The sequence below is a fragment of the Oryzomicrobium terrae genome (assembly GCF_008274805.1).
Lineage (GTDB): Bacteria > Pseudomonadota > Gammaproteobacteria > Burkholderiales > Rhodocyclaceae > Oryzomicrobium > Oryzomicrobium terrae.
Map to the genome: position 1 here is coordinate 3,121,830 of NZ_CP022579.1, position 14,724 is coordinate 3,136,553.

12 protein-coding genes are annotated in these 14,724 nt (G+C 65.7%); 1 reads left to right on the plus strand and 11 read right to left on the minus strand.

The annotated features are described in order from the left end of the window. Positions 1-38: 38 nt before the first annotated feature. The 7 genes from OTERR_RS14185 to OTERR_RS14215 all read right to left on the minus strand — a co-directional run bounded on the left by OTERR_RS14185 (position 39) and on the right by OTERR_RS14215 (position 8,597). The gene (locus OTERR_RS14185) at positions 39-1,271 is read right to left on the minus strand and encodes a phenylacetate--CoA ligase family protein (protein ID WP_149426149.1); all 1,233 of its coding nucleotides are present in this window, start codon (positions 1,269-1,271) and stop codon (positions 39-41) included. 139 nt (positions 1,272-1,410) lie between these two features. Further along, positions 1,411-2,241, minus strand: coding sequence for an ABC transporter ATP-binding protein (locus OTERR_RS14190; RefSeq protein WP_054619565.1), 831 nt, complete (start codon positions 2,239-2,241; stop codon positions 1,411-1,413). Positions 2,242-2,313: 72 nt separating this feature from the next. Further along, positions 2,314-3,636: an ABC transporter substrate-binding protein gene (locus OTERR_RS14195; RefSeq protein ID WP_149426150.1), complete on the minus strand. Its 1,323-nt coding sequence runs from the start codon at positions 3,634-3,636 to the stop codon at positions 2,314-2,316. A gap of 51 nt (positions 3,637-3,687) precedes the next feature. Next, on the minus strand, positions 3,688-4,764 hold the full coding sequence (locus OTERR_RS14200; RefSeq protein WP_054619567.1) for a branched-chain amino acid ABC transporter permease: 1,077 nt from the start codon (positions 4,762-4,764) through the stop codon (positions 3,688-3,690). A gap of 30 nt (positions 4,765-4,794) precedes the next feature. Continuing rightward, complete coding sequence (locus OTERR_RS14205) at positions 4,795-5,709, minus strand: branched-chain amino acid ABC transporter permease (protein ID WP_054619568.1); 915 nt, start codon at positions 5,707-5,709, stop codon at positions 4,795-4,797. Between the two features lie 16 nt (positions 5,710-5,725). After that, the gene (locus OTERR_RS14210) at positions 5,726-6,508 is read right to left on the minus strand and encodes an ABC transporter ATP-binding protein (protein WP_149426151.1); all 783 of its coding nucleotides are present in this window, start codon (positions 6,506-6,508) and stop codon (positions 5,726-5,728) included. Positions 6,509-6,629: 121 nt separating this feature from the next. After that, positions 6,630-8,597, minus strand: coding sequence for an AMP-dependent synthetase/ligase (locus OTERR_RS14215; RefSeq protein ID WP_054619570.1), 1,968 nt, complete (start codon positions 8,595-8,597; stop codon positions 6,630-6,632). 290 nt (positions 8,598-8,887) lie between these two features. On the opposite strand from OTERR_RS14215, the gene OTERR_RS14220 reads away from it, so the two are divergent. Further along, positions 8,888-9,562 carry a Crp/Fnr family transcriptional regulator gene (locus OTERR_RS14220; RefSeq protein WP_054619571.1) on the plus strand — a complete coding sequence of 225 codons (675 nt, stop codon included), beginning with the start codon at positions 8,888-8,890 and terminating at the stop codon, positions 9,560-9,562. A gap of 4 nt (positions 9,563-9,566) precedes the next feature. On the opposite strand, the gene OTERR_RS14225 is transcribed toward OTERR_RS14220, so the two are convergent. The 4 genes from OTERR_RS14225 to OTERR_RS14240 form a co-directional block, all read right to left on the minus strand. Beyond that, positions 9,567-11,303, minus strand: coding sequence for a GGDEF domain-containing protein (locus OTERR_RS14225; protein WP_149426152.1), 1,737 nt, complete (start codon positions 11,301-11,303; stop codon positions 9,567-9,569). 247 nt (positions 11,304-11,550) lie between these two features. Then, the gene (locus OTERR_RS14230; RefSeq protein WP_149426561.1) at positions 11,551-12,573 is read right to left on the minus strand and encodes a TRAP transporter substrate-binding protein; all 1,023 of its coding nucleotides are present in this window, start codon (positions 12,571-12,573) and stop codon (positions 11,551-11,553) included. Positions 12,574-12,662: 89 nt separating this feature from the next. Beyond that, positions 12,663-13,529 carry an HpcH/HpaI aldolase/citrate lyase family protein gene (locus OTERR_RS14235; protein ID WP_149426153.1) on the minus strand — a complete coding sequence of 289 codons (867 nt, stop codon included), beginning with the start codon at positions 13,527-13,529 and terminating at the stop codon, positions 12,663-12,665. After that, positions 13,529-14,719, minus strand: a complete 1,191-nt coding sequence (locus OTERR_RS14240; protein ID WP_054619575.1) for a CaiB/BaiF CoA transferase family protein — start codon at positions 14,717-14,719, stop codon at positions 13,529-13,531. Before OTERR_RS14240 ends, OTERR_RS14235 begins: the two co-directional genes overlap by 1 nt. Positions 14,720-14,724 lie beyond the last annotated feature (5 nt).

The window sequence follows — 14,724 nt, forward strand, 5'->3', positions numbered from 1 at the left end:
ACAGCGGTATTCATCGTCCCGGGTCCGGTACGGCGGCGTCAGTCGTACTTGCGCGCGTCCTCGATCACCTTGCCATCGTTGGGCAAGGTGCCGGGAGTCGTGAGCAGGACCTCGCCACGCAGTTTGGTGATGTCGCGCACGCTACCCACCAGGGCCTCGGCCAGTCCTTCAGGCCGGCTTTCGACCTCGCAATGCACCACCATGTTGTCCTGGCCGGACGCATTGTCCACCACGATGCGGGCGCGCCGCACCTCCGGGTGACGCTTGACCAGGGCCGCCACCTGGGAAGGATGGACAAACATGCCCTTGATCTTGGTGGTCTGGTCGGCCCGCCCCATCCAGCCCTTGATCCGGGTGTTGGTCCGGCCGCAGGGGGAGATGCCGGGCAGCACCGCCGACATGTCGCCGGTGGCGAAACGGATCAGCGGGTAGTCCGGGTTGAAGGTGGTCACCACCACCTCGCCCACCTCCCCTTCGGCCACCGGGTCGCCGGTGCCGGGGCGGACGATCTCGACGATGATGTCCTCGTCGATGACCATGCCCTCCATGGCCGGGGTCTCGTAGGCGATCAGCCCCAGATCGGCAGTGGCGTAGCACTGCAACACCTGCAACCCCCGCTCCTGGAAGCTCTTGCGCACCGCCGGCAGCAGAGCCTCGCCGGACACCAGAGCCGTCTTCAGGCTGGAGATGTCGGCGCCCTGCTCGTCGGCCTTGTCGGCGATGATCTTGAGGAAGGACGGGGTGCCGACGTAGCCGGCCGGGCGCATCAGGGTGATGGCTTCTACCTGCTGCTCGGTCTGCCCCACGCCGGCGGGGAACATCGGACAGCCCAGGCGGGCGATGCCGCCGGCGAAGATGAAGGCTCCCGGGGTGAAGTGGAAGGAAAAGCTGTTGTGCACCAGGTCGCCGGGGCGAAAGCCGGCGGCGTAGAGTGCCCGAGCCATGCGCCAGGGGTCCTGGCCCTTGCCTTCCGGCTCCAGGATCGGCCCGGGGGAGCAATAGACGTGGCGCAGGTTGCCAAGCGGCGTGGCGGCCAGGCCGCCGAAGGGCGGCGCCGCCTTCTGCCGCTCGATCAGGTCGGACTTGTGGGTTACCGGCAGGGCGGCCAGCGCTGCCCGGTTGTGGATGTCAGCCGGGTCGACACCGGCCAGGATCTCGGCAAAGTAGGGAGCGTGCTGCTTAGCGTAGGCCACCTGGCTTGGCAGGCGGTCGAACAGGGAACGCTCCCGCTCGGCGGGGTCGCGGGTTTCGAGGGAATCGTAATGGGGCATGAAAGCCTCGCGAAACGGTGGGGTATGGGGCTGCGACAACGGGGAGATGGGGCGAACCCGGGGGGAGTGCTGATCCGCCGGCGGCTAAGGGACGGGGCCAGGCCTGCCTGTGCCGCCGACCGCCTCGCCGCCGGGAGGATCAGGACAGCCAGCGCTTGCGGCGGCGGTAGTGCTTGACGTCGCGGAAGCTCTTGCGTCCGGCGGAGGACAGGCCCAGGTAGAACTCCTTGACGTCCTCGTTGTTACGCAGCTCGTCGGCCGCGCCTTCCATGACGATGCGGCCCGATTCCAGGATGTAGCCGAAATCGGCGTAGCGCAGCGCCACCATGGTGTTCTGCTCGGCGAGCAGGAAGCTGACGTTCTCCCGGGCGTTGAGGTCCTTCACGATCTCGAAGATCTCTTCGACGATCTGCGGCGCCAGGCCCATGGAAGGCTCGTCGAGCAGGATCATTTCCGGATTGGCCATCAGCGCCCGGCCGATGGCGCACATCTGCTGCTCGCCACCGGAGGTGTAGCCCGCCTGGGACTTGCGCCGGGTCTTGAGGCGCGGGAAGTAGTGGTACACCTTTTCCAGCTGCTCGTTGAGCTGGCCGCGGGAAAGGGACTGGGTATAGGCGCCGGTGAGGAGGTTCTCCTCGATGCTCAGGTGACCGAAACAGTGACGGCCTTCCATCACCTGAATGACGCCCTGGCGCACCAGGTCGGAGGGCGTGAGCTGATCGACCCGGCCGCCCTTGAATTCGACGCTGCCCTTGGTGACATCGCCCCGTTCGGCGTGCAACAGGTTGGAGATGGCCTTGAGGGTGGTCGTCTTGCCCGCGCCGTTGGCGCCGAGCAGGGCGACGATCTTGCCCTTGGGCACGGTCAGGGAAACGCCCTTGAGCACCAGGATCACGTGGTCGTAGATGACCTCGATGTTGTTGATGCTGAGGTAATCAGCGCCGGGGGCTGCTGCAATGTGTGCGGTCATGTGTCGTCCCGTTTCACAGGTGGCGGAGCCGGCACGGCGTCCGCCGGGGACGCCGTGCCGTAGCCTCGCGGCTTACTTTTCCTTGGAGCAGTCGCGGGGCGTGATGCCCTTTTCCTTGGCGTACTGCTTGGCGGAGGCTTCGAACAGCGGGTGGATCAGGGACTTGTTACCCTCAATCCAGTCCGACACGGGCACCCACTTGGCGCCGTCCCACTGCTGGATCTTCACCTTGCCGGAGCCCTCGTGGTTGCTGCACGAGGTCTTCACCTCGGGCAACAGGCCGGTGGCACCCAGGGCCTTCAGGCGGGCATCGGTGACGTTGAGGTTTTCCAGGCCCCAGCGCACTTGCTCACCGTTCATGCCCTTGCCCTTGCCGTACTTTTCCTGGGCCTTGTAGATGGCTTCGACCGACACCACCGCAGCCGAGACGCCGCGGTTGTAGAGGATGGTGCCGAGCTTGGACTTGTCCTTGACGTTGCCCTGGCCGGCGCCGTAGACCACCTTCTCGATGTCGGTGATGAGCGGCACGTTCTTGCCGGCCACGTTCCAGGTGGCAGACATGTAGCCCTTGGCGGCGTCGCCGGCCGGCACGGTGTCCTCCTCGGAACCGGCCCACCAGGAACCGATGATCTTGTCGCGAGGGAAGCCCACCTTCTGGGCGGCCTTCAGGGCGGTCTGGTTCATCACGCCCCAGCCCCAGAAGATCACGTAGTCCGGCTTCTCCTGGCGGATCTTCAACCACTGGGCGCCCTGCTCGTTGCCCGGGTGGGCCACCGGAATCTGCACCAGGTTGAACTTGTTCAGGCGGCTCTCGGCCTCCAGGGCAACGATCGGCTCCTTGCCGTAGGCGGAGTCGTGGTAGAGGAAGACGATCTTCTTGCCTTCCAGGCTGCCCTTTTCCTTGTCCTTGATGAACTTGACGATGGCCGAGGCCTGCATCTGGTAGGTAGTGATCAGGGGGAAGGCGTAGGGGAAGACCGAGCCGTCCACCGCGTCGGTGCGACCGTAACCCATCATCGCCAGGGGCAGCTTGTCCTGGGCGGACTTGTCCACCAGGGCGTAGGAAATGCCGGTGGACATGGTGTGGATCGGACCGGCGGAAGCCTTGGCCTTGGACTTGAGGCGCTCGTAGCACTCGACGCCCTTGGCGTTGTTGTACTCGGTCTCGCACTCTTCCCAGGTGATCTTGACGCCGTTGATCCCGCCATTCTTCATATTGACGTAGTTCAGGTAGTCGACGAAGCCCCCGTAGAAGGCTTCACCGTTGGCACCGTAGGGGCCCACCCGGTACGAGGGAATCGGGAAAAACTGTTCGTCGGCCATAACAGCGCCCGGAGCAGCAAACACGGCGGCCACGGCAGCGGCACTGGCAACAATCTTGAATTGCTTAAACATGAAGTGTCTCCTCTTCGTTGGTATGGAACTGCACGGCGGCAGGGCTGCCCCTTAGTGGGGGAAAGGCCACAACCGCAGTTTTTCCTTGGCGATCTGCCACAGACGGGCCAGCCCGTGCGGCTCGACGATCAGGAAGAACATGATGAGCGCGCCGAAGATCATGGTCTGGATGTGGGAAATCGAGGCCCCATCCACCGGCAGGCTCAGCACTCGGGACACCGCCGGCAGCAGCACGTCGAGGAACACCGGCAGCAGCAGGATGAAGGCCGCACCGATGAAGCTCCCGAGAATGCTGCCCACGCCGCCGATGATGATCATGAACAGGATCTTGAACGACAACTCCAGGGAGAAGCCGTCCGGCTCCACCGAGCCCAGGTAGCAGAAGGCATAGAGGGCACCGGCCACGCCGCAGTAGAAGGAACTGACGGCGAAGGCGGTGAGCTTGGTGCGCATGATGCGGAAGCCGATCACCTCAGCGGCCACATCCATGTCGCGCACCGCCATCCAGGAGCGGCCGACGTTGCCGCGCACCAGGTTCTTGGCGGCCAGGGCCAGTACCACGACGATGCCCAGCACCAGCAGGTACTTCTCTTGGGGGGTACTGAACTCGTGGCCGAAGATGATGATCTTCTGCGCCGAGATCACCCCGGAAGAGGAGTTGTTGGACAGCCAGGGGAACTTGGTCAGGCACCAGACGATGAAGAATTGGGCCGCCAGAGTCGCCACGGCCAGGTAGAAGCCCTTGATGCGCAGGGACGGCAGGCCGAACAGGATGCCCACCCCGGCAGCGGTGACGCCCCCCAGCAGGAAGGACACCAGGATCGGCATGCCCTCGACACGCAACTGGAAGTTGTAGGCGGCGTAGGCCCCCACCGCCATGAAGGCGGCGGAGCCCAGGGACAGCTGGCCGGCGTAGCCGGTCAGAATGTTCAGCCCCAACGCGGCCAGGGCGAAGATCAGGAAGGGAATGAGGATCGCCGAGAACCAGTATTCGCTGGCGAACAGCGGTACCCCGAGGAAGGCCACGGCGAGCAGCACCACCATGCCGATGCGGTCCTGGCGGATGGGGAGGATCTGCTGGTCGGCCCCGTAGCTCGTCTTGAACTGACCGGCTTCACGATAAAACATGGGTTGTCTCCGTCTTGTTCTGGGGGTCGATCACACGCGGTCGATATGCTTCTCGCCGAACAGGCCTTCGGGCCGGAACAGCAGGAAGACCAACGCCAACACGTAGGGGAACCAGCCTTCGATGCCGCCGAAGTTGCCGCCGAACACGCTCTGCATCACCGGCGGGATGTACACCTCGGCGAGCTTCTCGCTGGCACCGATGATCAGGCCACCGACGATGGCGCCGGGCACCGAGGTGAAGCCGCCCAGGATCAACACCGGCAGGGCTTTCAAGGCAGTGAAGGTGAGGGCGAACTGGACGCCGTTGCGGGCCCCCCAGAGCATCCCCGCCACCAGGGCGACGAAACCGGCGACGCCCCAGACGATGGCCCAGATCCGCTCCAGCGGAATACCGATGGACAGGGCGGCCTGGTGATCGTCGGCCACGGCGCGCAGGGCGCGGCCGACCCGGGTGTATTGGAAGAACAGGGCCAGGCCGGTGACCAGCAGGCCGGCGATCAGGGCCGCCACCAGGTCGAAGCGGGAGACCACGATGCCGAAGCTGTCGAGGATGCTCTCGATCGGCTCATCCACGATGCCGATGTCCAGGCCGCGCACCGAGTGGCCCCAGACCAGGGGGGCGAATCCCTCGACGAAGAAAGTCAGGCCGATGGTGGCCATGAACAGGGAGATCGGCGCCTGGTTGACCATCTTGCGCAGCACGAAGCGCTCAGTGGCCATGCCGAACAGCAGCATGATGAAGAAGGCCAGGATCAGGGCCAACCACAGGGGAGCGCCCTTCTCCATGCAACCGACCACCGACAGGGCGGCGAAATAGACCATGGCGCCCTGGGCGAAGTTGAACACGCCGGAGGCCTTGTAGATCAGCACGAAGCCCAGGGCCACCAGGGAATACATCACCCCGGAAAGCAGGCCGCCGATGAGGATTTCGAAAAAGAACTGCATGGTGTCCGTCCCCTTCTTAGTGCTGGGTGCCGAGGTAGGCAGCGATCACCTCGGGGTTGTTCTTCACTTCGTCCGGCACGCCGTCGCCGATCTTCTTGCCGTAGTCGAGGACCACCACCCGGTCGGAGATGTCCATCACCACGCCCATGTCGTGCTCGATCAGGACGATGGTGGTGCCGAACTGGTCGTTCACGTCGAGGATGAAGCGGCACATGTCCTGTTTCTCCTCTACGTTCATGCCCGCCATGGGCTCGTCGAGGAGCAGCAGATTGGGCTCGGCAGCCAACGCCCGGCCCAACTCGACCCGCTTTTGCAGGCCATAGGGCAGGCGCCCCACCGGCGTCTTGCGGATGTGCTGGATCTCGAGGAAGTCGATCACCTCCTCCACCTTCTTGCGGTGCTCCAGCTCCTCATTGCGCGCCCGGCCCCAGAAGAAGGCCTGCTCCACCAGGGTGGCCTTCATCTTCAGATTGCGCCCGGTCATCAGGTTGTCGAGCACGCTCATGCCCTTGAACAAGGCGATGTTCTGGAAGGTGCGGGCGAAGCCCTGGCCCGCGGCTTCGTAGGGCTCCATCTTGCGGCGTTCCTCACCCCGGTAAATGATCTTGCCTTCCTGGGGGTGGTACACACCGTTGATGACGTTGAGCATGGAGCTCTTGCCCGCGCCGTTGGGGCCGATGATCGCCCGGATCTCGTGCTCGCGGATGTTGAAGCTGATGTCGGTCAGCGCTTTCACGCCGCCAAAGCGCAGCGAGATGTTCTGCAGGTCAACAATGACCTCGCCGATTTGTCGAGCCACCTGTTGTCTCCTCCGTGGCAACGGTCCCGACCCGGGCCTGGATCATGGATCAGGCCGGCCGGTCCGTCTTTGTGAAGTCGGATAGTGCGAATCAGGAAATGGGGACGGGTGCCGTAACCGTTCAGGCCGCCTGGCGCTGGGGAATCGCGTAGGTCTTGGCGTCGCAGATGCGCAGATCGGCGGCCACCATGCCCGAACGTCCGTCCTCGAATTTCACCTGGGTCTCGATGTACTGGCTGGAACGGCCGGCATAGAAGGCATCCACCAGCACCCCGTACTTCTCGGCGATGAAGCCGCGGCGCACCTTGCGGGTACGGGTCAGCTCGTCGTCGTCCGGGTCCAGTTCCTTGTGCAGCACGAGGAAGCGCGCCACCTGGGAATCGGCCAGCATCGGGTCGTGGATCAGCTCCGAGTTCACCTTCTCGACGCACTCCTGGATCAGGCCATAAACCTCGGGCTTGGCCGCCAGGTCGGTGTAGCCGGCGTAGGCGATGCCGCGCTTTTCAGCCCAGTTGCCCACCGCTTCCATGTCGATGTTGATGAAGGCGCACACCTGGCCCCGGTTATGACCGAAGCACACGGCTTCCTTGATGTAGGGGAAGAACTTGAGCTTGTTCTCGATGTAGTTGGGGGCGAACATCGCGCCATTGGCCAGCTTGCCCACGTCCTTGGCCCGATCGATGATCTTGAGATGGCCGTCCTCGTCGAAGAACCCGGCGTCGCCGGTGAGGAAGTAGCCCTCGGCATCGATCGCCTCGGCGGTGGAATCGGGGCGCTTGTAGTACTCCTTGAGCAGCATCGGGCCCTTGACCAGGATCTCGCCCTTGTCGGAGATCTTCACTTCGACGAAGGGGCCGGGCTTGCCGACGGAATCGAGCTTGATCTCACCATTCGGTTGCAGGCAGACGTAGGCGCAGGTTTCGGTCTGGCCGTAGAACTGCTTGAGGTTGATGCCGATGGAGCGGTAGAAGCGGAACAGGTCGGGGCCGATCGCCGCGCCGGCGGTGTAGCCGACCCGGATGCGGCTCAGCCCGAGGACGTTCTTGAGCGGCCCGTAGACCAGGGCATTGCCCAGGGAATAAAGCATCCGGTCGGCGAAGCCCACCGGCTTGCCGTCGAGGATGTCGGCGCCGCAGCGCTTGGCCACGTCCATGAAGAAATGGAACATGCGCCGCTTGATCGCCCCGGCGTCCTCCATGCGAATCATCACCTGGGTGAGCAGGTTTTCGAAGATGCGCGGCGGGGCGAAGTAGTAGGTGGGCCCGATCTCGCGCAGGTCGGACATGACCGTGTCGGACGATTCGGGACAGTTGATGGTAAAGCCGGCTACCAACGCCTGGGCGTAGGAGAACAGGTGGTCGCCAACCCACGCCATGGGCAGGTAGGACAGGGTTTCCTCGTCGGCGGTCAGCCCATCGAACTGGCAGGCGCCACGGGCGGCGCTGATGAAGGCGTGGTGAGCCTGGCAGACCCCCTTGGGCTTGCCGGTGGTGCCCGAGGTGTACAGCATCACCGCCGTATCGCTGCTCTCACCCTTATCGATCTCCGCCGCGACGAAGCCCGGATGGGCGGCGTTGTACTCGCGTCCGAGGGCCATCGCCGCCTCGATGTTGTGCAGGAACGGCTGATCGTAGTGACGCATGCCGCGCGGATCGTCGTAGATGATGTGCGCCAAGGCCGGCAGGCTGTCGCGGATTTCCAGCAGCTTGTCCACCTGCTCCTGGTTCTCGGCGAAGGCGAAGGTCACCTCCGCGTCCTGGAGAGCGAACTGCATCTCGTTGGCCACCGCATCCTGGTAGAGAGGCACCGGCACCCCGCCCAGGCACTGGACAGCGGTCATGGCCAGATACAGGCGCGGCCGGTTGTCGCCGATGATGGCGACATTATCGCCGCGCTTCAGCCCCAGCTTGGCCATCCCCCCCGCCAGCGCCACCACCTGTTCGCGGACGTCTTCCCAGGTCCAGGTCTGCCAGATGCCAAGGTCCTTTTCCCGCATGGCGGGGTGATTGCCGCGAACCTTGGCGTGATGCATCAACAGTCGCGGAAAGGTCGAGATCCCTTCCACTGCCTTGCTTGCCTTGTCAGGCATAGTCGTCTCCTCCGTTGCCACCTCACCGCCGCGGCGCTGCCGAGCGGTTGGAACAATTCGGGGGCGGGTGGGGCGGCGTGGTTGCCGCACCGGTTTTATTGATATCACCCGCCGGTGTCGTTGCTGTAGGAAGCCTTCGATGTGCGGTATCGCTGCAGGTCATGCTAGGCGGATGGCCTGACACGACACTTACGGCATAGTAAAACCATTTACCGAAACTGCTTCTGGGAACGCAGTCTAGTGACAAGTGGCGCCTATAATTGTCGCCTGGCTGACATTTGCGAAAAAAAATGCAAACGCTCAAGGAAGCATTACGTGGCGCCGTCTGGGCGAGGGAACTGGACGAGGAGACGCTGGCCCGCATCGAGGCCGGCACGGTGGAACGCAAAATCCCGGCAGGGGGCTTCGTCTGCCACCGGGGCGAGCCCACCGATCACTGGATCGGCGTGGTGGACGGGCTGGTCAAGATGAGCAGCCACTGGATCACGGGGAAGACAATGACCTTCACCGGCGTCCCCACCGGCGGCTGGTTCGGCGAGGGCTCCCTGCTCAAGCGCGAGATCCGCAAGTACGACGTGCTGGCCCTGCGCGAATCCCGGGTGGCCTATATGGGGGCAAGCACCTTCTACTGGCTGCTCGACCACAGCATCCCCTTCAACCGCTTCCTGCTCACCCAGCTCAACGAGCGCCTCGGCCAGTTCATCGGCATGGTGGAGTACGAGCGCATGCTCGACACCGACGCGCGCATCGCCCGCTGCATCGCCGCCCTGTTCAACCCGGTGCTCTACCCGGGGACCGGGGCCGAGCTGGGGATTTCCCAGGAAGAGATCGGCTACCTCGCCGGGGTTTCCCGGCAGCGGGTGAACCAGGGGCTGAAGGTCCTGGAGGACGCGGGCCTGCTCTCCCTCAACTACGGCAAAGTCACGGTACTCGACGTGGACGGGCTGCGCCGCTTCGGCCTGTAGCCCCTCACTCGATCGGCTCGGCCACTTCCACCCGGTTGCGTCCGCCGCCCTTGGCGGCGTAGAGCGCCGCGTCCGCCGCCTGGAAAAGGCGCAGCCACGCGCCATCGCCCGGCAGCACTTCGGCCACGCCGAAGCTGCAGGTAACGGTCAGAGAGACACCGTCCTCGGTGACGATCGGCCGGGCCTGAAGTTCGGCGCGCAGCTTTTCCGCCTTGGCCCGCAGGGCGTCGCGCCCCGGACTGGCCTGGGTGAGGAAGGCGAACTCCTCACCGCCGTAGCGCACCAGGATGTCATCGCCCCGGATCATGGCCTGCACCCGTCGCGCCACCTCCTGCAACACCCGGTCGCCGGCCAGATGGCCGTGGCTGTCGTTGATGCGCTTGAAATAGTCGATATCGAAGAGGATCAACCCGGCCGCCATGCCGGCGCTATCCGGGTGCGACAGCTCCTCGCCGAATTGCTCCAGGGCACGGCGGTTGAGCAGGCCGGTCAGGGCATCGGTCTCGGCCTGGCGGCGCAGCCGTTCGCTCAGAACCTGGCGCTCCTTGTCCCGCACCAGCGCTTCGCGCTGCCGCTGGCGTAGTACACCGATGGCTTCGAACAGGGCCGTCACCTCCCGCCCCCGGGCTGGTGGCGGCGGCACCTCGCGGAGGTCGCCCTTGGCCAGCTCGACGATTTCCCGCTTGGCACGCAGCAGGGGGCGGAAGACCAGGCGGTCGGCGCCGACCAGGATCGCCACCAGCACCAGCAGGCTGGCCAGCACCGCGGCCAGGGACAACAGCATCGAGTTGCGCGCCGCATCGCGCGCCGCCACGGCACGCTGCATGGTCAGGACGACCACCCGTTCGCGCAGGGTTTCCAGGGGGCGGAAGTCGGGGACGATGCGCTCGGTGAACTGCCCGGCGGTCAGGGGATAGACCCGCCCCGCCAGGCTTGCCTGCACCACCTCGTCCACCAGGTCGAGGGCGGCGCCGAAGTAGCGGCGCTGCACCTGCTCCATCAAGTGGGTGGTGGCATCATCGTGCAATACGACCGCGGCGTGCTGCTCCAGGGTCGCCCCGAGTTGCTCGACCCGCCCGCGCAGGCGGTTGACCCCGTGGCGCTGGGCGGTGTTCATGGGCTGCCCGGTGACCAGGGAAGGCACCAGCAGGGAGCCGATCCGGCCGGCGTTCTCGCGCAGGTCGCCCATCAGCCGTGCCAGGATCACCGGGCCGGCCAGCTTGTTGTCGTTCTCGATGATCCGGGCGCCACAGGCGTTCACTACCGGAACCAGGGTGTCCACCACCGTGAACATGGTGGTGATGGCTTGGCGGATTTGTTCCGGGCTGCGCGCCTGGCGCGGCAGGGCGGCCACCCGGTCCACTTCGCGCCGGCCCACGGCCAGGCGTTGGCGCACCAGGGTCAAGGCCTCCGGCGCGCCCTCGCCCGCTGCATCGGAATCGGCAGAAAGGGCCCGCCCCAGTTCATCCAGGGCCAGGTCCGAGCTTTCCCGGTAGGTCTGCAGCCGGGCCAGGTAAGGACTATCCGGATCGTTGTCGTCGCCCATCAGGCTGTTGCCGGGCCCGCGCTCGGCCGACACCAGGGTGGCGGCGCGCAAGGCGGCATGAAACACCTGCATGCGTTCGAGGCTGCGGGTATTGCGACGGTATTCCTGGAATGTCGGCGATACCACCTGCGTCGCCAGTGTCAGCGCCCCAAGCACGATCGCCACGGCACCCAGGCGGAGCTTGCGGCTTAACATGGTGAATCAGATTCCAGCGTCCACCTCCCCGGCGGTCCCGGCCCCTGCGGGGCTCTTCTCGGAATATGACAACAGCTGCCATTGTCTCCGAAAAGCCCCGCGCTTCCCTGACAACGCCGACAAAAAAACAGCCCCTGACGGGGCTGGGCGCCATGCGGCGCAGAGTGGTAGGCATGTCGGACCGGGCCGCCTGCCGGGGGGTTTCCCCATCGGCGGCGCCGGCACCACACCGTTCTACCGGAGGAAATTACTGTTTGAAGCCGAGGGCGGCGGATTCCTTGTAGATCGCCTCGATGGTGTCCTTGCCGACGCGGCCGGCCATCTCCTTGTGCACCGGCAGCAGGGCCTGGCGCCAGGCTTCGCGCTCCTTGTCGGTGAGGGTGATCACCTTGACCTTGCCGGACGCCTGGATCTTGCGCAGGGCTTCGTCGTTCTCCTGCTGGGCGATGGCGTTGGTGTACTTGGTGGCATCCTTCATCGCCCCTTCGAGGATGGTGCGGATGTCGGCGGGCAGGCCGTCCCAGAACTTCTTGTTGGTGATCACGGCGTAACCGATGTAGCCGTGGTTGGACACGGTCATGTCCTTCTGCACCTCGTGGGTCTTCTGGGTCCAGTAGTTGGACGGGGTGTTCTCGGTGCCGTCCACCACGCCGGTCTGCAGGGCCTGATACACCTCGGAGAAGGCCATCACCTGGGGCAGAGCGCCCAGGGCGCGCATCTGGGCCTCAAGGATTTTCGAGGACTGGATGCGCATCTTCAGGCCCTTGAAGTCCTTCACGTCACGCAGCGGGCGGTTGGCGCTCATCTCCTTGAAGCCGTTGTCCCAGTAGGCCAGGCCGACGATGCCCTTGGGCTCGAGCTTCTTGAGCATGGCCGCGCCCACCGGGCCGTTGGTCACCCGGTCGAGCACCGCGGCGCTGGGGAAGATGAAGGGCAGGTCGAAAACCTCGAATTCCTTCACGCCCAGGGGGCCGAACTTGGACAGGGAGGGGGCGAGCATCTGCACCGAGCCGAGTTGCAGGGCCTCCACCTCTTCCTTGTCCTTGTACAGCTGGCTGTTGGGATAGACCTCGACCTTGACCCGGCCACCGGTGCGCTCCTCGGCCAGTTGCTTGAAGCGCTCGGCGCCCTTGCCCTTGGGGGTGTCGGGTGCCACCACGTGGCTGAACTTGATGACGATCGGATTGGCAGCGGTCTGAGCCAGGGCAACGCCGGGCAGCGCCGCCGCCAGGGCGAGGGTGAGAATGGTCTTGCGAATGGATGTCAGCATTTTCATGGTCTCCTCCGTTGAATCACGGTTGTTTTAGGCTTGGGTTGGGGTTGAGGCAGGAACAACTGGGTACTGCAGGTACGGCGAAATCAGGATCTCAGGGCGGCAGCGGCAAGCAGGCGCTCGGCCCGGGCGATCACCGGGGCGTCGATCATGCGGCCATCCACCACCGCGGCACCGCCGCCGGCGGCCGCCGCCGCGGCAACCACCGCCTTGGCCCAGGCCACGTCCTCCTCGCTCGGCGTAAAGGCGGCGGTGACCGGACCGACCTGGTTGGGGTGGATCAGCAGCAGGGCGCCGTAGCCGTGGTTGCGCGCCCGATTGGCGTAGTAGGACAGGGCCTCGCCGTCGCCGATGGCGGTGAACACGCCATCCACCGGCAAGGGCAGGCCCGCGCGGCGGCTGGCCAGGGCGATCATGGCCCGGTAGGGCAGGAAGACCAGCTCTTCCCGGTCACTCTCGTCCGGGGTCAAGTTCAGGTCCACCGCCAGGTCGAGCTTGCCGAACACCAGGCGAACGCAGCCCGGTGCGGCGGCGATCTCGGCCAGGGCATCCATGCCCCGCCCCGTCTCGACGATGGGCAGCACCGGCTTGCCGCAGGCGCAGTGGCAGTAGGTCACCGCATCGGCGGTCTCTGCCTTGGGCAGCAGCAGGCCCGCCACCCCAGGGTGGCGGCAGGCGTCCAGGTCCGCTTCCAGCCAGGGCGTGCCAGTGCCGTTGATACGCACCACCACGGCGGCGGTGGGGTTGGCGTCGAGCCAGGCGGTGAGTTGACTCCGGGCCCCATCCTTGTCGGCGGGGGCCACCGCATCCTCCAGGTCCACGATCACCACGTCGGTGCCGCTGGCCATGGCCTTGGCAATGCGCTCGGGGCGCGAGGCGGGCACGAACAGGAAGGTGCGGGCATCGGCCAGGGGCGTCTTCAACTGGGGTTGGGAAGTTTGGTTGGCAGTCATCACACCACTCCTTTGGCATGCAGGTCGGCGGCCCGCTCGGCAAAGCCCAGCTCGGCCAGAATGGCGTCGGTGTGGGCCCCCAGGGCGGGGATCGGGTCCATGCGCGCCGGGCGGTCCGGGCCGGTGCCCGGGGGGTAGAGGGCGGGCAGCGGGCCCACCGGCGAGTCCACCGTGGTCCAGCGGCCCCGGGCCTTGAGCTGGGGGTGCTCCCACAGGTCGGCCATGGTGTTGACGTGGGCGTTGGCGATGTCCGCCGCGTCGAGCTTGGCGATCACCGCCTCGGCGCTGCTGGCGGCGAACTCGGCCACGATCAGGTCGTGCAACTCGGTGCGGTGGGCGGTGCGGGCGGCGTTGTCCACGAAGCGCGGATCGGCCTTCAACTCGGGGCGCTCCAGCACCTTGTCGCAGAAGGTGGCCCACTCGCGCTCGTTCTGCAGGCCGAGCATGACGGTGCGGCCATCGCCGGCCTTGAACGGGCCGTAGGGGTAGATGGTGGCGTGGGCGGCGCCGGAGCGGCGCGGCGGCTGCTGGCCCTTGTAGGCGTAATAGAGAGGAAAGCTCATCCACTCCATCATGGTGTCGATCATCGCCACCTCGACGCGCCGCCCCCGGCCGGTGCGGGCCCGCTCCAGCAGGGCGGCAAGGATGCCCGAATAGGCGTACATGCCGGCGGCGATGTCGGCCACCGAGATGCCGGATTTCACTTCTTCTTCAGGGGTGCCGGTCACCGACAGGAAGCCGCCCTCGCTCTGGATCAGCAGGTCGTAGGCCTTCTTCTCGGTGTACGGACCGCCATCGCCGTAGCCGGAAATGTCGCAGACGATCAGGCCCGGGTACTTGGGCGACAGGGCGTCATAGGACAGCCCCAGGCGGGCAGCGGCGCCCGGCGCCAGGTTCTGCACCAGCACGTCGGCCTTGGCCAGGATGGCTTCCAGGATGTCCCGGGCCTCGGGCTGCTTGAGGTCGAGGCAGAGGCTTTCCTTGGAGCGGTTCACCCAGACGAAGTGGGAGGCCAGGCCATCGACGCGGCGGTCGTAGGCCCGGGCGAAGTCGCCCACGCCGGGACGCTCGATCTTGATCACCCGGGCGCCCTGGTCGGCCAGGTGGCGGGTGGCCAGGGGCGCGGCGATGGCGTGCTCCAGGGAGACGACGGTGACACCCTCGAGGGGCAGGTTGGTTGCGGCGGTCATGGTCA

Coding starts and splice junctions, on each gene's coding strand:
- OTERR_RS14185 (WP_149426149.1), bottom strand. CDS start 1,271: ATGCCCCATTACGATTCCCTCGAAACCCGCGACCCCGCCGAGCGGGAG.
- OTERR_RS14190 (WP_054619565.1), bottom strand. CDS start 2,241: ATGACCGCACACATTGCAGCAGCCCCCGGCGCTGATTACCTCAGCATC.
- OTERR_RS14195 (WP_149426150.1), bottom strand. CDS start 3,636: ATGTTTAAGCAATTCAAGATTGTTGCCAGTGCCGCTGCCGTGGCCGCC.
- OTERR_RS14200 (WP_054619567.1), bottom strand. CDS start 4,764: ATGTTTTATCGTGAAGCCGGTCAGTTCAAGACGAGCTACGGGGCCGAC.
- OTERR_RS14205 (WP_054619568.1), bottom strand. CDS start 5,709: ATGCAGTTCTTTTTCGAAATCCTCATCGGCGGCCTGCTTTCCGGGGTG.
- OTERR_RS14215 (WP_054619570.1), bottom strand. CDS start 8,597: ATGCCTGACAAGGCAAGCAAGGCAGTGGAAGGGATCTCGACCTTTCCG.
- OTERR_RS14220 (WP_054619571.1), top strand. CDS start 8,888: ATGCAAACGCTCAAGGAAGCATTACGTGGCGCCGTCTGGGCGAGGGAA.
- OTERR_RS14225 (WP_149426152.1), bottom strand. CDS start 11,303: ATGTTAAGCCGCAAGCTCCGCCTGGGTGCCGTGGCGATCGTGCTTGGG.
- OTERR_RS14230 (WP_149426561.1), bottom strand. CDS start 12,573: ATGCTGACATCCATTCGCAAGACCATTCTCACCCTCGCCCTGGCGGCG.
- OTERR_RS14235 (WP_149426153.1), bottom strand. CDS start 13,529: ATGACTGCCAACCAAACTTCCCAACCCCAGTTGAAGACGCCCCTGGCC.
- OTERR_RS14240 (WP_054619575.1), bottom strand. CDS start 14,719: ATGACCGCCGCAACCAACCTGCCCCTCGAGGGTGTCACCGTCGTCTCC.